Here is a 17,152-nt window from a genome sequence, read left to right on the forward strand (position 1 = left end):
AGGTATGCCATGAAAGCCATAGTTATCGTTCAACAGGATGGTCAGAAAAGACCAACGCTTGAATATCAAACCGTACCGGATCCGGAGGCCGGGCCCACTGATCTGCTCGTCCGCGTCAAGACTGCGGGCATCAACCGCATTGATCTGGCCCGCTCCACCGCGCACGGTGGGCCGGCCGCCGGCAAGCCGATGGTCGCAGGCCTCGAAATGGCTGGCGATGTCATCGCTGTCGGTAGCGAAGTCAGGGGCTTCAAGGTGGGCGACAAGGTCATGGGCATGACCACTGGCGCCTACGCCGAAATGGCGACGATCGACTACCGCTTCGCGATGCCGATCCCCTCGTCGTTCTCTTACGACCAGGCAGCGGCTGTAGCGACTGTCTACCCTACGGCACACAACGCGCTTGTGACGAATGGCCATTTCTCGGCGGGCCAGAGCGTACTGATCCAAGGGGCGGCATCTGCTGTAGGGATCGCCGCGCTGCAAATCGCCCGGGCGATCGGAGCAGGGAAGATTATCGGTACAGGCCGTACGACCGATAACGCCAGCGCGCTGACCGATATCGGCCTCGACCGATTCCTGATCAACGGCAGTGACGACGTGGTGACCGAGGTCATGAACGAGACAAGCGGTCGCGGTGTAGATGTCGTCGTCGATATGGTTGGCGGGCCGGCAATCGCAGACAACTTGGCTGCGGTGGCTCTGGGCGGTCGCATTGTCAACGTTGGATGGGTTGGAGGCGCCACGGGCGAGATCGACCTGGACACGCTTGCACGTAAACGGATTTCCCTGGTCGGCGTCTCCTTCCGGACGCGCACTGTTGAGCAGAAGGCAGCGTTGTTCGAGCAATTCCGACGCGATGTCTATCCCTTGTTCGTCGCTGGCACGCTTCTGCCAGTGATTCATGCCGCTTATCCGTTGTCCGATGCGCTGAACGCGCAGGACACCATGGCTCGCGACGAGCATTTCGGAAAGTTCCTTCTGCACCCCTAGAACCGGCAGCACAGCCTAGAACTACCAATAAACAAATAGGAGACAGCATGGAAATTGGATTCATTGGATTGGGGCACATGGGTTTTCCCATGGTGGCCAATCTCTTGGCGAACGGCTATGCCGTGCGCGTCTACGACACATCGGATGCGGCGGTAGCTAAAGCAGTCGAACAGGGTGCGATGGCGGCCCAGTCGCTCATCGATCTGACGCAAAGCGCCGACGCGATCATCACCATGCTGCCGACGCCTGCAGTGGTACGCAGCGTCCTGTGCGTGCCGGGCGGGGTGATTGCGAATGCCAAGCAGAACGCCCTCATCATCGACTGCAGCACAAGCGATCCACAGACTGCCGTTGAAGTTGAGGCCTTGGGAGCAGTCGCCGGCAAGATTGTTCTCGATGCGCCGGTTTCCGGTGGCGTTCTAGGAGCCAAGGCTGGCACGCTGACCTTCATGGTCGGTGGCTCAAAAGATGGCTTCTTGCTTGCCAAGTCGATTCTCTCCGCGATGGGCAAGAACATCGTGCATTGCGGAGCGGCCGGCAGCGGTCAAGCCGCCAAGCTCTGCAACAACCTCCTGCTTGGGGTGTCGACAGTGGCCGTGTCGGAGTCCATGTGCCTTGGGGCTAGCCTGGGCCTCGAACCCGAGGTTCTGGCACAGATCATCAACACGTCATCGGGCCGCTGTTGGGTCTCCGAGCTCTATAACCCCTATCCCGGTGTCGTCAAGGACGCCCCCGCATCAAACAACTTCGCCGGCGGATTCGCGTGCGATCTGATGATCAAAGACCTCTCTCTTGCGCTGGATGCTGCGCATGGAACACGGCAGCCGTTGCCCATGACCTCGGTGTCCAAGCAGTTGTTTCAACTGCTCAGTCATCAGGGGCACGGGGATAAGGACATCTCCGCCATCGTGGAGATGTTTAAGAAATAGAGCCGACCAATTTACGGCCACGACCAAGAAGATAAAAGGAGACAAAGATGAAATTCAAACTCAAGCAGACGGCTATCGTTGGGATACTGGGCGTCGTGTGTGCATCCTCCCAGGCGCAGGGCATTTCGGATGACGTCGTCAAGATCGGCGTACTGACGGACCTGTCCGGCACGTATTCGGAGTTCGCCGGTCAAGGCGCCGTTACGGCTATCAAGATGGCGGTTGAGGACTTCGGAGGCAAGGTCCTTGGCAAGCCGATCGAGGTGGTGGTGGCTGATCATCTCAACAAGACGGACGTTGCATCGACGAAGGCCAGGGAATGGTTTGATACGCAAAAGGTGGATGTCATTGCGGATCTGACCAACTCTTCTGTGGCGTTGGCGGTCAGCAAATTGGCCAAGGACAAGCAACGCATTGCGATCGTTGCCGGCGCCATGACGGAAAAAGTCACCAACGAAGAATGCACGCCCAACACGGTGCACTACGTCGCCGACTCCTATGCGTTTGCCAATGGCACGGCGAAGGCCCTCCTGGATCACGGCGGGAATTCCTGGTACATCCTGGTTGCCGACTACGCATTCGGTACGCTGATGCTCGATCGCCTCACGGCTACCGTGAGCGCAAATGGCGGCAAGGTAGTCGGCTCGGCGAAGCATCCCCTTGGGGCATCGGATTTCTCGTCCTTCATGCTGCAAGCACAGAACTCGAAGGCGAAAGTGATCGGGCTGGCCAATGCTGGCGTTGACACGGTCAATGCCATGAAGTCGGCTCAGGAATTTGGCGTAACGCGCGGTGGCAAGCAGACAGTTGTGGGGCTGGCCACCACGATTACCGATGTCCACAGCATGGGCCTGAGCACCGCTCAGGGCCTGACGCTCACCACGCCGTTCTATTGGGATCTGAATGACGAAACCAGGCAGTGGTCCAAGCGCTACTTTGCAAAGATGCACAAGATGCCCAACATGGTTCATGCGGGCGACTATTCATCTGTCATGCACTACCTCAAGGCTGTGCAAGCAGCCGGTACGGACGATGCCAAAGCGGTGATGGCAAAAATGCGCGAGATGCCGATCAACGACTTCTTCGCTAAGAACGGAAGGATTCGTGAGGACGGCCGAATGGTGCATGACATGTACCTGGCACAAGTGAAGACACCGAGCGAGTCGAAGTATCCGTGGGACTACTACAAAATTCTGAAGACTCTGCCTGCTAGCACGGTGACGATTCCCGTCGCCGAAAGCAAGTGCCCGCTGCTTAAGAAGGGTTCATAAGGACCGGTGATCGGTTCTTGTCTGGGTGAAGGCGGCAACGCGTCGCGCGTCGCACCGTTCACTGCTTCGGATGCAGGCGCATCCTTCTCATGGAGTTGCGCTTGCCGAGCCTTATTTGTGCGTGCCATGGATGCACGGGCTCGCGGCTGTTCCGGTGCTTGAACATCATCGCGCACTCAATGTTCGCAATTGCGGCAAGTCGGAGTTGGCGTCGCAGGGCATATATCTCGCAGCGCCGTCTCACGCCTTACCGACTTCACCGGGTTCTTCATGGACCAACGGTAGTTTGAGCTACCAAGCATCTCCTAGGGCGTAGCACTTCCCTCGTGGAGCGACACATTCCCACAAGGAGTTGCGCCTCCACACAAGGGATCACACTATTAGACGAGAGGTGATGATGACAGACATCATCCTGGAGACACGCGGCTTGACAAAGGTATTCAAGGGGTTCACAGCCGTTTCAGATGTGAACCTGCGGGTACGGCGTGGTGATATTCATGCGCTGATCGGGCCGAATGGAGCTGGCAAAACCACTTGCTTCAACCTTCTGACCAAGTTCCTGGCGCCGACCAGTGGAACGATTCTTTTCAATCAACGCGATATCACCACTGAGCAGCCCGCGCAGGTTGCCCGACAAGGGATCATCAGATCCTTTCAAATCTCAGCGGTATTCCCGCACCTATCGGTTCTAGAGAATGTCCGTGTAGGTCTGCAGCGCCGGCTTGGCACATCCTTTCATTTCTGGAGAAGCGAGCGGGCGCTGGCCGGGTTGAACGACATGGCGATGTCCCTTCTGGAGCAAGTTGATCTCGCGGGCTTTGCAGACACCATTACTGTCGACCTCCCCTACGGCAGAAAGCGCGCGCTGGAGATCGCCGCGACGCTAGCCATGGAACCGGAGCTGATGCTTCTCGACGAGCCGACCCAAGGCATGGGGCATGAGGATGTGTCCCGCGTTACGGACCTTATCAAGAAGGTGTCGGCTGGCCGAACCATCCTCATGGTCGAGCACAACATGAGCGTCGTCTCCGGCATTTGTGATCGCATATCTGTGCTGCAACGTGGTGCTGTCCTTGCGGAAGGCGCCTATGCAGAAGTTTCCATAATTCCAGAGGTCATGGCGGCATACATGGGGACTGCCAGTGACACGCTGGAGTCTGGCGATTCAAGAAGCTCCGTGCGGGCTGAAACAACAGATGGGAATACGCATGGATAAAGCACTTGAAATCGTGGATCTCCATGCTTGGTATGGCGAGTCGCACATCTTGCATGGTCTGAGTCTTTCAGTGAACAAGGGTGAAGTGGTCACGCTGTTGGGGCGAAACGGCGCAGGGCGCACCACCACACTGCGCAGCATCATGGGTCTGACTGGTTTGCGCAAGGGGACCATCAAAGTCAATGGCGTGGAGTCGGTTGGTCTGCCAACCCACAAGGTCGCCCACCTCGGCGTTGGCTATTGCCCCGAGGAGCGTGGCATTTTCTCCGCGCTCTCAACTGAGGAAAACCTGATGCTTCCGCCGATGCTTTCGAGCACTGAGCGGGGGATGTCGATCGGCGAGATCTACGAAATGTTCCCGAATCTCGCCGAGCGGCGAAGCAGCCAGGGCACACGTCTGTCAGGTGGCGAGCAGCAGATGCTCGCGGTGGCGCGCATCCTGCGGACCGGCGCACGGTTGTTGTTACTGGATGAAATATCGGAAGGGTTGGCCCCCGTGATCGTGCAGGCGCTGGCTCGCATGATTCTCACATTGAAAAGCAAGGGCTTCACGATCGTGATGGTAGAGCAAAACTTTCGGTTCGCGGCTCCACTGGCTGACCGCTTCTACGTGGTGGAACACGGACGGACCATCGACCACTTCACCGCAGCCGAGCTTGAGGAGAAGAAGCCCGTGTTGCATCAACTGCTTGGTGTTTAGTGGGAGAAGAATATGGACGCAATTTTCGGAATTCCGCTGCCAGCGTTGCTAAGCCAAATCCTGCTCGGCCTCGTCAATGGTTCCTTCTATGCAATGCTCTCGCTTGGCCTTGCGGTAATTTTCGGATTGCTCAATGTCATCAACTTTGCTCACGGCGTGCTGTACATGTTGGGCGCCATGTTGACATGGATGGGCTTGAGTTACTTCGGTCTAAGTTACTGGGTGATGCTGGTTCTCGCGCCGCTCATCGTCGGCATCTTAGCTATCGCTATAGAAAGAACGATGCTGCGCTGGCTCTATCAAGTCGATCACATGTATAGCCTGTTGTTGACTTTCGGTATCACGCTAGTGGTGGAGGGCCTGTTTCGTTCCGTATATGGGGCTTCAGGTCAACCTTATTCTGCGCCTGAGGCTCTTACCGGCGGGATCAACATCGGCTTCATGACGCTGCCTATGTACCGGGCGTGGGTGGTCGCTGTTTCCGTGCTCGTGTGCCTTCTGACATGGTTTGTTATCGAACGCACGAAGATTGGCTCATACCTTAGAGCGGGCACTGAAAACCCAAAGCTGGTTGAAGCGTTCGGCATCAACGTGCCTGTCATGTTCACTCTGACCTATGCGTTTGGCGCGGGATTGGCTGCATTGGCTGGCGTATTGGCGGCCCCGGTGGTTCAAGTATCTCCATTGATGGGATCGAACCTGACAATCACCGTGTTTGCTGTCGTGGTCATCGGAGGCATGGGCTCAATTGTGGGCTCCGTCATTACTGGGCTCGGATTGGGCGTTGTCGAGGGCATGACCCGAGTGTTCTATCCGGAGCTCTCCTCCACCGTGGTGTTCATTGTGATGGCCCTCATACTGCTAGTTCGTCCCGCAGGGCTGTTTGGCAAAGAGAACTGAGGAGACTCCCCATGAACAAGAAACTTGCCTACGGAATGACCCTAGGCGCGATGTTGCTGGCACCGCTGGTTGTCTATCCCGTGCTGTTGATGAAGCTTCTTTGCTTCGCCCTCTTGGCTTGTGCCTTCAATCTTCTGCTCGGCTTCGGAGGATTGCTGTCATTTGGGCACGCCGCGCTTTTTGGTGGAGCTGGATACATCGCTGGCTACGTACTGCGTGACATGGGATATCCCTTTGAGGTCGGTCTGCTTGCGGGCGTACTTGGTGCCGCATCGATGGGCTTGGTTATGGGCGCATTGGCAATTCGGCGCAAGGGAATCTACTTCACGATGATCACGTTGGCGCTTGCGCAGATGGTTTACTTCTTCTGTCTTCAAGCCCCATTCACGGGCGGCGAGGATGGGCTGCAGAACATACCGCGCGGACGCCTGTTTAGCATCGTCGATCTGAGCAGCGATCTGGCCATGTACTACGTGGTTTTGGCGATTACAGTTGCCGGCTATGCGGCTATCGTACGCATCGTGCATTCCCCTTTCGGTAGAGTGCTGAATGCCATCAAGGAGAATGAGCCACGCGCCATTTCCCTCGGGTACGACGTAGACAAGTACAAGCTCCTGGCTTTTGTTCTGTCCGCCGCACTGGCGGGTCTCGCTGGAGCAACGAAGTGTGTGGTGCTGGGCTTTGAGACATTGGTTGACGTGCATTGGGGCATGTCGGGCCTTGTGGTGTTGATGACGCTTATTGGTGGCGTTGGGACACTTTTCGGCCCTATTGTCGGAGCCCTGGCGATTCTGCTGCTTGAAGACCGGCTGGGAGAACTGGGGGACGCACTTGCCAATCTGACGGGCGTTAGTTGGTTTCAGGCCTTTGGGGAATCAGTCACCATCATTACGGGCCTCATTTTCATCATCTGCGTCCTTTTGTTCCGTAAGGGCATCGTGGGCGAACTTGTCGATCGCCTGTTTCGGCGGGAGAGGCGCAAGGCCGCGAATGGAATTCAGGACACTGTAGGTGCCATACAAAAGCCTTGACGGCCGATGGTGGCTATAAGGAGATTGGTATGCAGAGCTTCTTAGGTACGGAATTTGATCTTGATTCGTACTCGATCGTCGATCGGCCGATACCGGAGCCGGGCGAAGCGCAATTGCGCATTCGCGTCGAGGCAACGGCGCTTGGCTTTGTGGACGGTTTGATGATGCAAGGCCGCTATCAAATCAAGCCGGCGCTGCCCTATGTCCCCGGAGGGGAAATTGCGGGTGTGGTCGATGCCGTAGGTCCAGGGGTAGCGCAGGCCTTGGTAGGCCAGCGGGTTGTTACTTGGCAACTGGGAGGCGGTCTAGCCGAGTATGTGGTCGTCGAGGCGGCAGATGTTGACGTCATTCCAGACCAATTACCGCTTCCCGTTGCTGCCGCCATGCTGGTCGACTATCAGACGGCTCACTATGCGCTGTTGGACCAAGGAAAATTAACGGCTGCCGATACACTGCTGGTACTCGGTGCGGGAGGCGCGGTGGCTTCCGCCGCCATCCAACTTGCGGCCCGTAGTGGTGCCCGAGTGATTGCTGCCGCTTCTAGTGAGCATAAACGCAACGCAGCATGCGCACTCGGCGCAGTGGACGCGATTGACTACAGTCTTCCCAATTGGCGCGAAGCACTCAAGAAGGTGGCCCCCAGCGGCATCGACGTCGTACTCGATCCTGTCGGCGCCGACAAGTTCGAGCCTGCATTTCGATCATTGGCCAAAGGTGGTCGATACCTGGTGGTTGGATTTGCGGGTGGAGCCATTCCATCGCTTCCGGTCAACTTGGCGCTACTCAAGAACGCCACGCTGCACGGTGTCGATATACGGTATTTCCTGTCCAGCCGTCCGGAGCGAGCGCGGCGCATACGTAGCGCGCTTTTCTCGATGGTTGCCCGAGGTGACCTTTCGCCACCTGCGACCAACACCTTTGCTCTCGCAAACGCCAGGGACGCCGTTCTGGCCACAAGTGACCGGGGTAGGCACGGAAAGGTCATTGTGTTACCCGGCACGTAAGTCCCAAGCCGAACTGTCAGGAGCACGAGGAGTCGTCTCGTTGGACGAGGCGCTTTGCATTGCATTGCACCTAGACGAAGCCACTGCGTTACGTTGTCAGCGCCATAACGACAAGGGGCGTAACCATGTCCGGAATCCCAAGACAATGGCGAGTCTTGGGACCGTTCGTTTGCTAGCCGTTTTTCTCCATGCCCCTCATCAGTCGCGCCCACGTTCGCATCTCGCGCTTGCGCTTTCCCTTTGCCGTACGCGTACAGGCTGAGCAGGGCAGTGTCTGCATGCGTGACGCCAATGGTCGGCGCGAGGTGCGCCCGGGGGATCCTTTTGTCGTGCCGGCCTTCGCGCATTTCGGTTGCGAGTTGCCGGGCACGCTGTGGCAGCCGTGCGCCATCTCGCTCGTAGCCGTGCCGGATTCCGGCTGCCCCCGTATGGCGGCGATCCATCATGACAAGCCGTGGTCACGTACGTTGGCCCGCTTGGTGTTCGAGCGCCCAGCGCAGGTGTGGAATGCGGCGTTGCTAAGCGACAGTTGGGAAATATGCGAGCGACACGTGCGTGCCCGACTGTTTGCAGAAGGCGAAGCGCTGCATGCGCTGGTGCGCGAACAACGGGCCGCGTGGGCGATCTATTGGCTAGCCACGCTGGACGCCGACGCTGCGTGCGGTGCAGAGACAATGGAGGCGCTTGCCCGGCAGGCTGGCATTCGGTCGGCGCGCGCACTGAACGCCATCTGCACAAGCTTATTTGGGATCGAGTTGGATAAATTGACCGTGGCAAACGCTACGGCGACGCTCCCGGACGAACCGACCTGTCCGACATTATGGCTAGGCCTACATCGGTCTTCTCCCGTTGCGGTTTAGGTTCGGGGCTACCGAAGATGCGAAACAGATATTGGCGCCAGCTCAGTCCGCAGCGAGCTTGAAAGCCTTCACGGCACTCCTAAGCGCGCTAGCCTGCAGTTGCATGTCGGCAGATGCAGTTGCCGCCTGCTGGACTAGCGTCGCGTTCTGCTGAGTCATGTCATCCAAATGGGCGATCGCATGATTGACCTCCTCAATCCCGGCGCTCTGCGCATCGCTAGCGCGACTGATCTCCGCCATTAGGTGCGTCACGTTTTGAATCGAGACGGCGATTTGTGACATGTTCCGCCCAGTTTGGTCGACAAGCTGCCCTCCTGTGTCAATCTTGCCGACTGCCGTACCGATCAACTCCCTAATTTCGTGCGCAGCATCGGCACTACGTTTGGCTAGCATGCGTACTTCCTGTGCGACCACAGCAAAGCCACGGCCCTCTGTGCCGGCACGTGCTGCTTCAACTGCGGCGTTCAACGCAAGGATGTTGGTCTGGAATGCAATGCCCTCGATCGTGCTGACGATGTCTGACATGCGGTGCGAGGCCTCTCGAATCTCGTCCATTGTGCCGACCGCCCGCTCCATCAACGTTGAGCCGTCATTCGCCAGTTGAGTAGCAGACTGCGCAGATGTGAGAGCCTGTCGTGCATTGTCCGCATTGTTCCGGACGGTAGAGGTGAGTTCGTCCATGGCTGCGGCGGTCTGTTCTAGCGAACTAGCCTGTGCGTCAGTGCGCATGGACAGGTTTGCGTTGCCAGTTGCAATCTCCGCGGCTGCGGAGGTGAGGTTGCTGGTCGACTCGCGTACTCGGCCGATCAACGTAGCAAGACCGATGTTGACTCCGTTCTGCGCATCGAGGATACCGCCGATCTCATCGCCACGCTTGACCGGAATCTGTGCGGAAAGATCGCCAGAGGCCAATCGTCGAGCTGCCTCCGCCGCCTCTCGCAATGGGCGGCCGGCAACCCGCTCAATTGCGGCGTGCACAGCCAGACCTGACAAAGCGGAGATGCCAATGCAGGCTACCCACTGCACGGCTCCCGGCGCTTGCGTATAGCCAAGTGCAGCCTCAATGAAATCCCGCGCGACAAGCAGTGTCGCTGTGCTGATTGCCACACCAGCCCCCAACTTCTCGGCAAGCGTTAGCGTACGCATGTTGCTAACGTCGAGTCCGACAGCGAAGCAGCCAATCGTCCGCCCATTGCCGTCCAGGATTGGTCGGTAGTCAACGACGAATTTCCTGCCCGCTAGGACTGCATAACCATAGTAAGGACCTCCAGCACGGTTGCACAGGTAGGCCGGATGCGAGCGATCCATAACCACACCGACTGCACGCACGCCATCGGCGCTCTTGATGTTGGTCGCGATGCGGACTAAGTCATCGCCGGCCAACACGAAAATTGAAGAAACGGCGCCAGTCTGACCACCCCACTGGTCCAGTGGCGCATGCTCCAACGTGACTTGCCGAGAGCCGCTCATCAGCAACGGTGTTGCGTGATCGCCGACATTGACGTGATGCTCAGGGTCGATGGAGAAACCATCGGGATAGCGGCTTTTCAGGGAAGCGTATAGCCGGTGGACACGGCCTGAAATCGAGCGGATTCGGATCATCGTGCTCAGCATTGAGTGTCTGCGCGCAGGCGATCGTCGGCCTCGAGCCGAGATCGTCCCAACTACAACTAGCGAAACCAACGGATATGAGCGTCTACAGCGCAGCTCTCAGGCGCACGCACGGTCCAGTGCCGACGCCATGCCGATGACCGCTCCTGTTCCATGCAAATAGATGGAGCCGACACCTTCGCCGCCTGCTGCGTATGAGACGCTCAGGATGCGGATGAAAGTGATGCTCGGATTGTCGTTGCATTGCGGTGTCTCCAATGAACCAGCTGATAGATGTAGTTGGAGCAGCTGATTGCGATCTCTTACATAGGGAGACCGGCTCTCGTGGCGTCTTCCTTTTTCGACTCCCCAAGGCTTGGCTTTGCACCAGACCCTGGTGGTTAGGTAACCTCATTTGACTCTACGAGTTTCAGGAACTAGCAAATGTCCTGTGCGTGACATTGTCAAAACGTGGGGCCTTTAGGATTGCAGGCGTGTGCCAGCGAAGAAGGCTACCTTGGGTAGAGGAAGGATCGTCGAAGTGACGCTTCATCGGCACATTCGAATGCCATCGTCTAGAGACAGCAACGAAGGCGTCTTCTGCGGAAACCACGTAATGACGAATCACAAAGCAAGTTCAACTCCAGCGGAGTCCGTTTGCAGTACTGATACGACGCATACCTGCTCCGTGCGAGAGGATCGGAATAAGCACCAAGCTGCTGTGCCATCCAACTGGGCGTGGGCACCAGTCTGTCGACACCACGATTGGATGGACTCGTACTCTCCTCACAGTGACGTTTGGCTAGCCTGACAATTGCCCTGTCCGATACTCAGCGTAGCGGGGTACCGGTCGTCGCGGGATACGCCTCGACAACAACCAGGGCTGATGCCTTCGCGACACGCCGTTCCCTTTCGAAAGGCTAGTCTGCATTGCAGGTCGGTTTGGCCAGCGCTGCCACAGCGAACGCATTGCCGTGCCGCCTCTCATTCTTCCGAGCCTTGACTCTCATGACTTACACCCCCATCCAATCCCTACTGATTGCCAACCGGTCGGAGATTGCGATCCGCGTGATGCGCGCGGCCGCCGAGATGAACATCCGGACAGTGGCGATCTATTCGAAGGAGGACCGCCTAGCTCTACATCGCTTCAAGGCCGATGAAAGCTATTTGGTAGGGGATGGCAAGAAGCCGCTCGCAGCGTACCTCGACATCGACGATATCCTCCGCGTTGCGCGGCAAGCAAAGGTGGACGCGATCCATCCCGGATACGGCTTTCTCTCCGAGAATCCAGAGTTCGCCCAGGCTGTCATCGATGCTGGAATCCGCTGGATCGGTCCGCCACCCGTGGTCATGCGTACACTCGGCAACAAGGTCTCTGCCCGCAACACGGCGATTGCAGCAGGCGTGCCGGTGATGCCTGCCACCGAACCGCTACCCCACGACTTTGAACAATGTAGGCGACTGGTTGCAGCGGTGGGCTATCCCCTGATGCTCAAGGCGAGCTGGGGTGGCGGTGGGCGAGGCATGCGCGTATTGGAGAGCGAGCAGGATCTGGCTACCTCTCTCGCGGCGGCACGCCGGGAAGCGCTCGCCGCATTCGGCAACGACGAGGTCTATGTCGAGAAGCTTGTGCGCAACGCGCGCCACGTCGAGGTTCAGATATTGGGCGACATGCACGGAAATCTCGTGCATCTGTATGAGCGTGACTGCACGGTTCAGCGGCGCAACCAGAAGGTCGTCGAGCGTGCGCCAGCGCCATACCTTGACGCTGTTTCGCGCGAGGCGCTGTGCGAATCGGCCCTGCGACTGATGCGTGCCGTGGGCTACAGCCATGCCGGTACTGTCGAGTTCCTGATGGATGCCGACACCGGCCAGCTGTACTTCATCGAAGTCAACCCGCGCATCCAGGTCGAGCACACAGTGACCGAGATGATCACCGGTGTGGACATCGTCAAGGCGCAGATTCGCATCACCGAAGGTGGCAGGATCGGCATGACTGAAGATGTGCTCGACGCGCAGGGCGCAATTGCGGATCGCGCGGCGGGCGTGCCACCCCAGCTGGACATTCCGCTGAATGGTCACGCGCTGCAATGCCGGATCACAACCGAGGACCCGGAGAACGGCTTTCTGCCCGACTATGGGCGGCTCACCGCCTACCGCAGTGCGGCGGGCTTTGGCGTGCGGCTCGATGCCGGAACCGCCTATGGCGGCGCGGTGATTACGCCATATTACGATTCATTGCTGGTCAAAGTGACAACCTGGGCACCCACGGCCGGAGAGTCCATCCGGCGGATGGACCGTGCGCTGCGCGAGTTCCGCATTCGCGGTGTCGCCTCCAACTTACAGTTCCTTGAAAACGTCATCAATCATCCGGCCTTCGGTGCGGGTGATGTCACGACGCGCTTCATCGACCTGACGCCTGAACTGCTTGCCTTTACAAAACGACGTGACCGGGCGACCAAGCTGCTGCGATACCTGGGCGAAGTGAGCGTCAATGGGCATGCCGAGATGACTGGCCGGTCGCTGCCACTGTTGCCGCTGCCCAACCCGGTACTGCCCGCTGCGGACACGAGCGGCCCGCTTCCTTTCGGGACGCGCGACCGGCTGCGCGAGCTTGGGGCAGAGAAATTCGCCCACTGGATGCTGGACCAGAAGCAGGTGCTGCTGACCGACACGACGATGCGCGATGCGCACCAGTCGCTGTTCGCTACCCGCATGCGTACCGCCGACATGCTACCGATCGCGCCGGTCTATGCGCGCGAGTTGTCGCAGCTTTTCTCGCTGGAGTGCTGGGGTGGCGCGACCTTCGACGTCGCATTGCGCTTCCTCAAGGAGGACCCATGGCAGCGCCTCGCGCAACTGCGCGAGCAAGTGCCAAACATCCTGTTCCAGATGCTGCTGCGTGGATCGAACGCCGTGGGCTACACCAACTACGCGGACAACGTGGTGCGCTTCTTCGTCCAGCAGGCGGCCGGCGCAGGCGTTGACCTGTTCCGCGTATTCGATTCATTGAACTGGGTGCGCAACATGCGCGTCGCGATCGACGCCGTGTGTGAGAGCGGCGCCTTGTGCGAAGGCGCCATCTGCTATACCGGCGATCTGTTCGACGCCTCTCGCGGAAAATACGACCTCAAGTACTACGTCGGCATTGCACGTGAATTGCAGCAGGCCGGCGTGCATGTGCTCGGTATCAAGGACATGGCAGGTATCTGTCGCCCAGCGGCCGCCGCTGCTCTGGTCAAGGCGCTGAAGGAGGCAACGGGCTTGCCGGTGCATTTCCACACGCACGATACAAGCGGCATCTCGGCGGCGTCGGCACTCGCTGCCATCGCTGCCGGCTGCGATGCCGTGGACGGTGCGCTCGATGCGATGAGCGGTCTGACGTCCCAACCGAACCTGTCGAGCATTGCCGCTGCGCTGGCGGGCACCGAGCGCGATCCAGGGCTCAACATGGATCGCCTGCACGAAGCGTCGATGTATTGGGAAGGCGTGCGCCGCTACTACGGGCCGTTCGAGTCCGAGATCCGCGCCGGCACCGCCGACGTCTACCGGCACGAGATGCCAGGCGGCCAGTACACCAACCTGCGAGAACAGGCCCGCTCGCTTGGCATCGAGCATCGCTGGACGGAAGTATCACGCGCGTACGCCGACGTGAACCGGATCTTCGGCGATATCGTCAAGGTGACCCCAACCTCCAAAGTGGTCGGCGATATGGCTCTGATGATGGTGGCGAACGATCTCAGCGCCGACGATGTGTGCAACCCCGCCAAAGAAATCGCATTTCCCGAGTCTGTCGTCTCGCTCTTCAAAGGGGAGCTGGGCTTTCCACCGGACGGGTTTCCACAGGGTCTCGCTCGCAAGGTGCTCAAGGGCACGCCGCCTGCTCCCTATCGACCTGGCGATCAGATTCCGGCAGTCGATCTAGAAGTGGTCCGAGCGCAAGGCGAGTCCGCTTGCGAGTGCGTGCTTGATGACCGTCAGCTTGCTTCGTACTTGATGTATCCGAAGCAGACCATGGACTATTTCGCGCACGTTCGGACCTACAGCGATACTTCGATTGTGCCAACTGCCGCTTACCTGTATGGCCTTCGCCCACAGGAAGAAGTTGCAATTGATATTGAGCCTGGAAAAACCCTGCTCGTTTCCTTGCAGGGACAGCATGACGATGTCGAAGAAGGAATGGTCAAGGTACAGTTCGAGTTGAACGGGCAGGCTCGCACGGCACTGATCGAGAAACGTAGCGCTACACAGGCAAGCAGAGTACGACATAGTCAACCGGTCGCCGACCCTACGAACCCCCTGCATATCGCAGCGCCAATGCCGGGGTCGGTGGTGACGGTGGCCGTTTCGCCAGGCCAGCGAGTTTCCGCCGGTACTACGCTGATCGCACTCGAGGCAATGAAAATGGAAACCCACATCACTGCCGAACGCAGTTGCGAGATTGCCGCAGTCTACGTCCAGGTGGGTGATCGCATCGCCGCGAAGGACCTCCTGATCGAGCTAAGGGAGCTTCATTGACGAACGCTTCAAAAGAATGATGGCCGGCGGGCAACGCGCGCTGCGTCGCGCAAGCCCTGCGTCAGGCATCCGACGGCACTCGGCCCGGAAAGGGATGTGGCCCCGGTTCACCTAAGGAGCGCCATCAACGAAGGCAATGCCTGCGTGAGGAGTCGCAGAGGGTATGCGTGGCCTGCATACCCAGGATGCGCGATTTCGATTGTCCGGTCATCGCTGCCTCTCGATCCTGATGGCGCCGAGAGGCTTAAGCTCGGTAAGCAAACGTGGGCCAAGCAAGATCGTAGGCAGGCAAGCACGCGGGTGATAACGCTCGGGATGCAGACTTTGCCAAAGGCCTAAACGTTCGACAGGTCCGTGATGGCCTCGCGGCTTCCCGCCAGTTCCCGCAATCTGAATTTCTGGATCTTGCCGGTTCCCGTCTTTGGAAGAGCCCCGTAGATGACCCTCACCGGGCACTTGTAGTGAGCTAGGCGCTCACGGCAGAAGCGGATGATGTCAGCCTGGTCTGGGGCAGCGACGCCGGGCTTCAATTCAATGAACGCACAAGGCGATTCCCCCCACTTCGGGTCTGGCTGAGCGACTACCGCGGCGATCAGGACAGCCGGATGCCGATGGAGAACATCTTCGACTTCCACCGAAGAAATGTTCTCACCACCAGAGATGATGACGTCCTTTGACCGATCCGTAATCTGGATATAGCCGTCCGGATGCATCACAGCTACGTCACCTGTGTGGAACCAACCTCCATTAAACGCACTGGCAGTGGCTTCGGGATTTTTAAGGTAACCCTTCATCACGATGTTGCCGCGAAGCAAGAGCTCACCTTGGGTGTTGCCATCTGGGGGCACAGGCTCGCAAGTGACCGGATCTGCAACGCGAAGCCCCTCCAGGCCCGACGCCCGATTGCCCTGGCGGGCCATGAGGCGTGCTTTCTCTTCCATAGGCTTATCGCTCCAAGCCGGGTTGATGAAGCTGCTCACCGGGGTGCCGGATGCTTCCGTAATGCCGTAGACGTGTTCAACTTCGAAGCCCATCTCGATCACTGACTTCAGCACTGCCGCAGGCGGCGGTGAGCCGGCAGTCCTAACTCTGACAGTGCGCTGCAGTTGACAACGCTCGGCGTCAGACGAGCTGGCGAGCGACGCCAATACGATCGGTGCTGCGCAGAAGTGATTCACGCCGTGCTGCTGGATGGCGCTAAAGATATTTGCTGCGGTCACCTTTCTCAGGCAGACGTGTGTGCCGGCAGCGGCGGTGATTGCCCATGCAAAGCACCAGCCGTTTGCGTGGAAAAGGGGGAGCGTCCACAGATACACCGGCCGACGGGGCATGCCCCAATCCGTCAGCTGGAGCAGGCTCATCAGATAGGCGCCCCGGTGGCTTGGTACGACGCCCTTTGGGTCCGATGTCGTGCCGGATGTGTAGTTCAGGGCGATCGCATCCCATTCGTCCTCCGGCCACACGCCCGCAAAGTCAGCGTCTCCCTCGGCGAGGAAGGTTTCGTACTCCATCTCGCCAATCAGATCACCGTCGGCTGCTTCGATGTCAGCGATGTCAATGACCAGTGGCTTGTCCTCGATCTGCTCGAGCGCTTTCGCAGCAAGTGACGAGCACTCCCTGTCGACAAGGAGCACCTTGCATTCACCGTGGCGCAGGATAAAGCGGACGCCTTCGGCATCCAGTCGGCAGTTGATCGCGTTGAGCACTGCGCCGGACAAAGGGACGCCGTGATGTGCCTCGACCATGGCCGGAGTGTTGGGCGCGAGAATCGAAACCGTATCTCCGCGCTTGATCCCTCGTTTGACGAGGGCGCTGGCCAGCCGCAGGCAGCGTTCTCGCGTTTGCTTCCACGTTTGCCGCAGCGAACCGTGAATGATCGCGATGTGGTCAGGATACTGGTCAGCGCACCTGTCAAGGAAGTGGAGCGGTGTCAATGGGAGGTGATTTGCAGGGGTACGGTCAAGCCCGCGCTGATAGATGTTTCCGGTCATAGCAATGTCTCCACGTCGGGTTATGAATGCTTGGTCCTGAGGGTCCCCGGACCCCTCAAGCCACACTCCAATCTAGCGTTGCTCCAACGGGGATGAATGTCACCCCTGAGACATTCCTATGATCCGCGCGCCAATCTTCAAAGATGGGA

The 17,152-nt window shown here is 58.7% G+C and carries 12 protein-coding genes; 10 read left to right on the forward strand and 2 right to left on the reverse strand.

Annotated features, from left to right (window positions below):
- Nucleotides 1–9 precede the first annotated feature (9 nt).
- From NKG59_RS21315 to NKG59_RS21355, 9 genes are all read left to right on the forward strand, one after another.
- Nucleotides 10–993: a zinc-binding dehydrogenase gene (locus NKG59_RS21315; protein WP_253541060.1), complete on the forward strand. Its 984-nt coding sequence runs from the start codon at nt 10–12 to the stop codon at nt 991–993.
- 47 nt (nt 994–1,040) lie between these two features.
- Complete coding sequence (gene mmsB, locus NKG59_RS21320) at nt 1,041–1,922, forward strand: 3-hydroxyisobutyrate dehydrogenase (RefSeq protein WP_253541063.1); 882 nt, start codon at nt 1,041–1,043, stop codon at nt 1,920–1,922.
- Nucleotides 1,923–1,969: 47 nt separating this feature from the next.
- Nucleotides 1,970–3,193 carry an ABC transporter substrate-binding protein gene (locus tag NKG59_RS21325; RefSeq protein WP_253541066.1) on the forward strand — a complete coding sequence of 408 codons (1,224 nt, stop codon included), beginning with the start codon at nt 1,970–1,972 and terminating at the stop codon, nt 3,191–3,193.
- A gap of 397 nt (nt 3,194–3,590) precedes the next feature.
- Nucleotides 3,591–4,409, forward strand: a complete 819-nt coding sequence (locus NKG59_RS21330) for an ABC transporter ATP-binding protein (RefSeq protein ID WP_253541761.1) — start codon at nt 3,591–3,593, stop codon at nt 4,407–4,409.
- Nucleotides 4,402–5,109, forward strand: a complete 708-nt coding sequence (locus tag NKG59_RS21335; protein WP_253541069.1) for an ABC transporter ATP-binding protein — start codon at nt 4,402–4,404, stop codon at nt 5,107–5,109. The genes NKG59_RS21330 and NKG59_RS21335 overlap by 8 nt, the downstream gene beginning before the upstream one ends.
- Nucleotides 5,110–5,121: 12 nt before the next feature.
- Nucleotides 5,122–6,009, forward strand: coding sequence for a branched-chain amino acid ABC transporter permease (locus tag NKG59_RS21340; protein ID WP_253541072.1), 888 nt, complete (start codon nt 5,122–5,124; stop codon nt 6,007–6,009).
- An 11-nt stretch (nt 6,010–6,020) separates the two neighbouring features.
- Nucleotides 6,021–7,040 (forward strand): branched-chain amino acid ABC transporter permease, encoded by a 1,020-nt coding sequence (locus NKG59_RS21345; RefSeq protein WP_253541089.1) that lies wholly within the window; start codon nt 6,021–6,023, stop codon nt 7,038–7,040.
- A gap of 29 nt (nt 7,041–7,069) precedes the next feature.
- On the forward strand, nt 7,070–8,044 hold the full coding sequence (locus NKG59_RS21350) for an NADPH:quinone oxidoreductase family protein (protein ID WP_253541092.1): 975 nt from the start codon (nt 7,070–7,072) through the stop codon (nt 8,042–8,044).
- Between the two features lie 188 nt (nt 8,045–8,232).
- Entirely contained in the window at nt 8,233–8,904 is a 672-nt protein-coding gene (locus tag NKG59_RS21355) for an AraC family transcriptional regulator (protein ID WP_253541095.1), read from the forward strand.
- Between the two features lie 42 nt (nt 8,905–8,946).
- Here NKG59_RS21355 and NKG59_RS21360 read toward each other — a convergent pair whose 3' ends face one another.
- Nucleotides 8,947–10,518, reverse strand: coding sequence for a methyl-accepting chemotaxis protein (locus NKG59_RS21360; RefSeq protein ID WP_253541098.1), 1,572 nt, complete (start codon nt 10,516–10,518; stop codon nt 8,947–8,949).
- A 984-nt stretch (nt 10,519–11,502) separates the two neighbouring features.
- Here NKG59_RS21360 and NKG59_RS21365 point away from each other — a divergent pair.
- Nucleotides 11,503–15,012: a pyruvate carboxylase gene (locus NKG59_RS21365; protein WP_301288229.1), complete on the forward strand. Its 3,510-nt coding sequence runs from the start codon at nt 11,503–11,505 to the stop codon at nt 15,010–15,012.
- 335 nt (nt 15,013–15,347) lie between these two features.
- On the opposite strand, the gene NKG59_RS21370 is transcribed toward NKG59_RS21365, so the two are convergent.
- Nucleotides 15,348–17,003 carry an AMP-binding protein gene (locus NKG59_RS21370; protein ID WP_253541102.1) on the reverse strand — a complete coding sequence of 552 codons (1,656 nt, stop codon included), beginning with the start codon at nt 17,001–17,003 and terminating at the stop codon, nt 15,348–15,350.
- Nucleotides 17,004–17,152 lie beyond the last annotated feature (149 nt).

Origin of the sequence: Ralstonia chuxiongensis, assembly GCF_024158925.1 — a bacterium.
Classification (GTDB): domain Bacteria; phylum Pseudomonadota; class Gammaproteobacteria; order Burkholderiales; family Burkholderiaceae; genus Ralstonia; species Ralstonia chuxiongensis.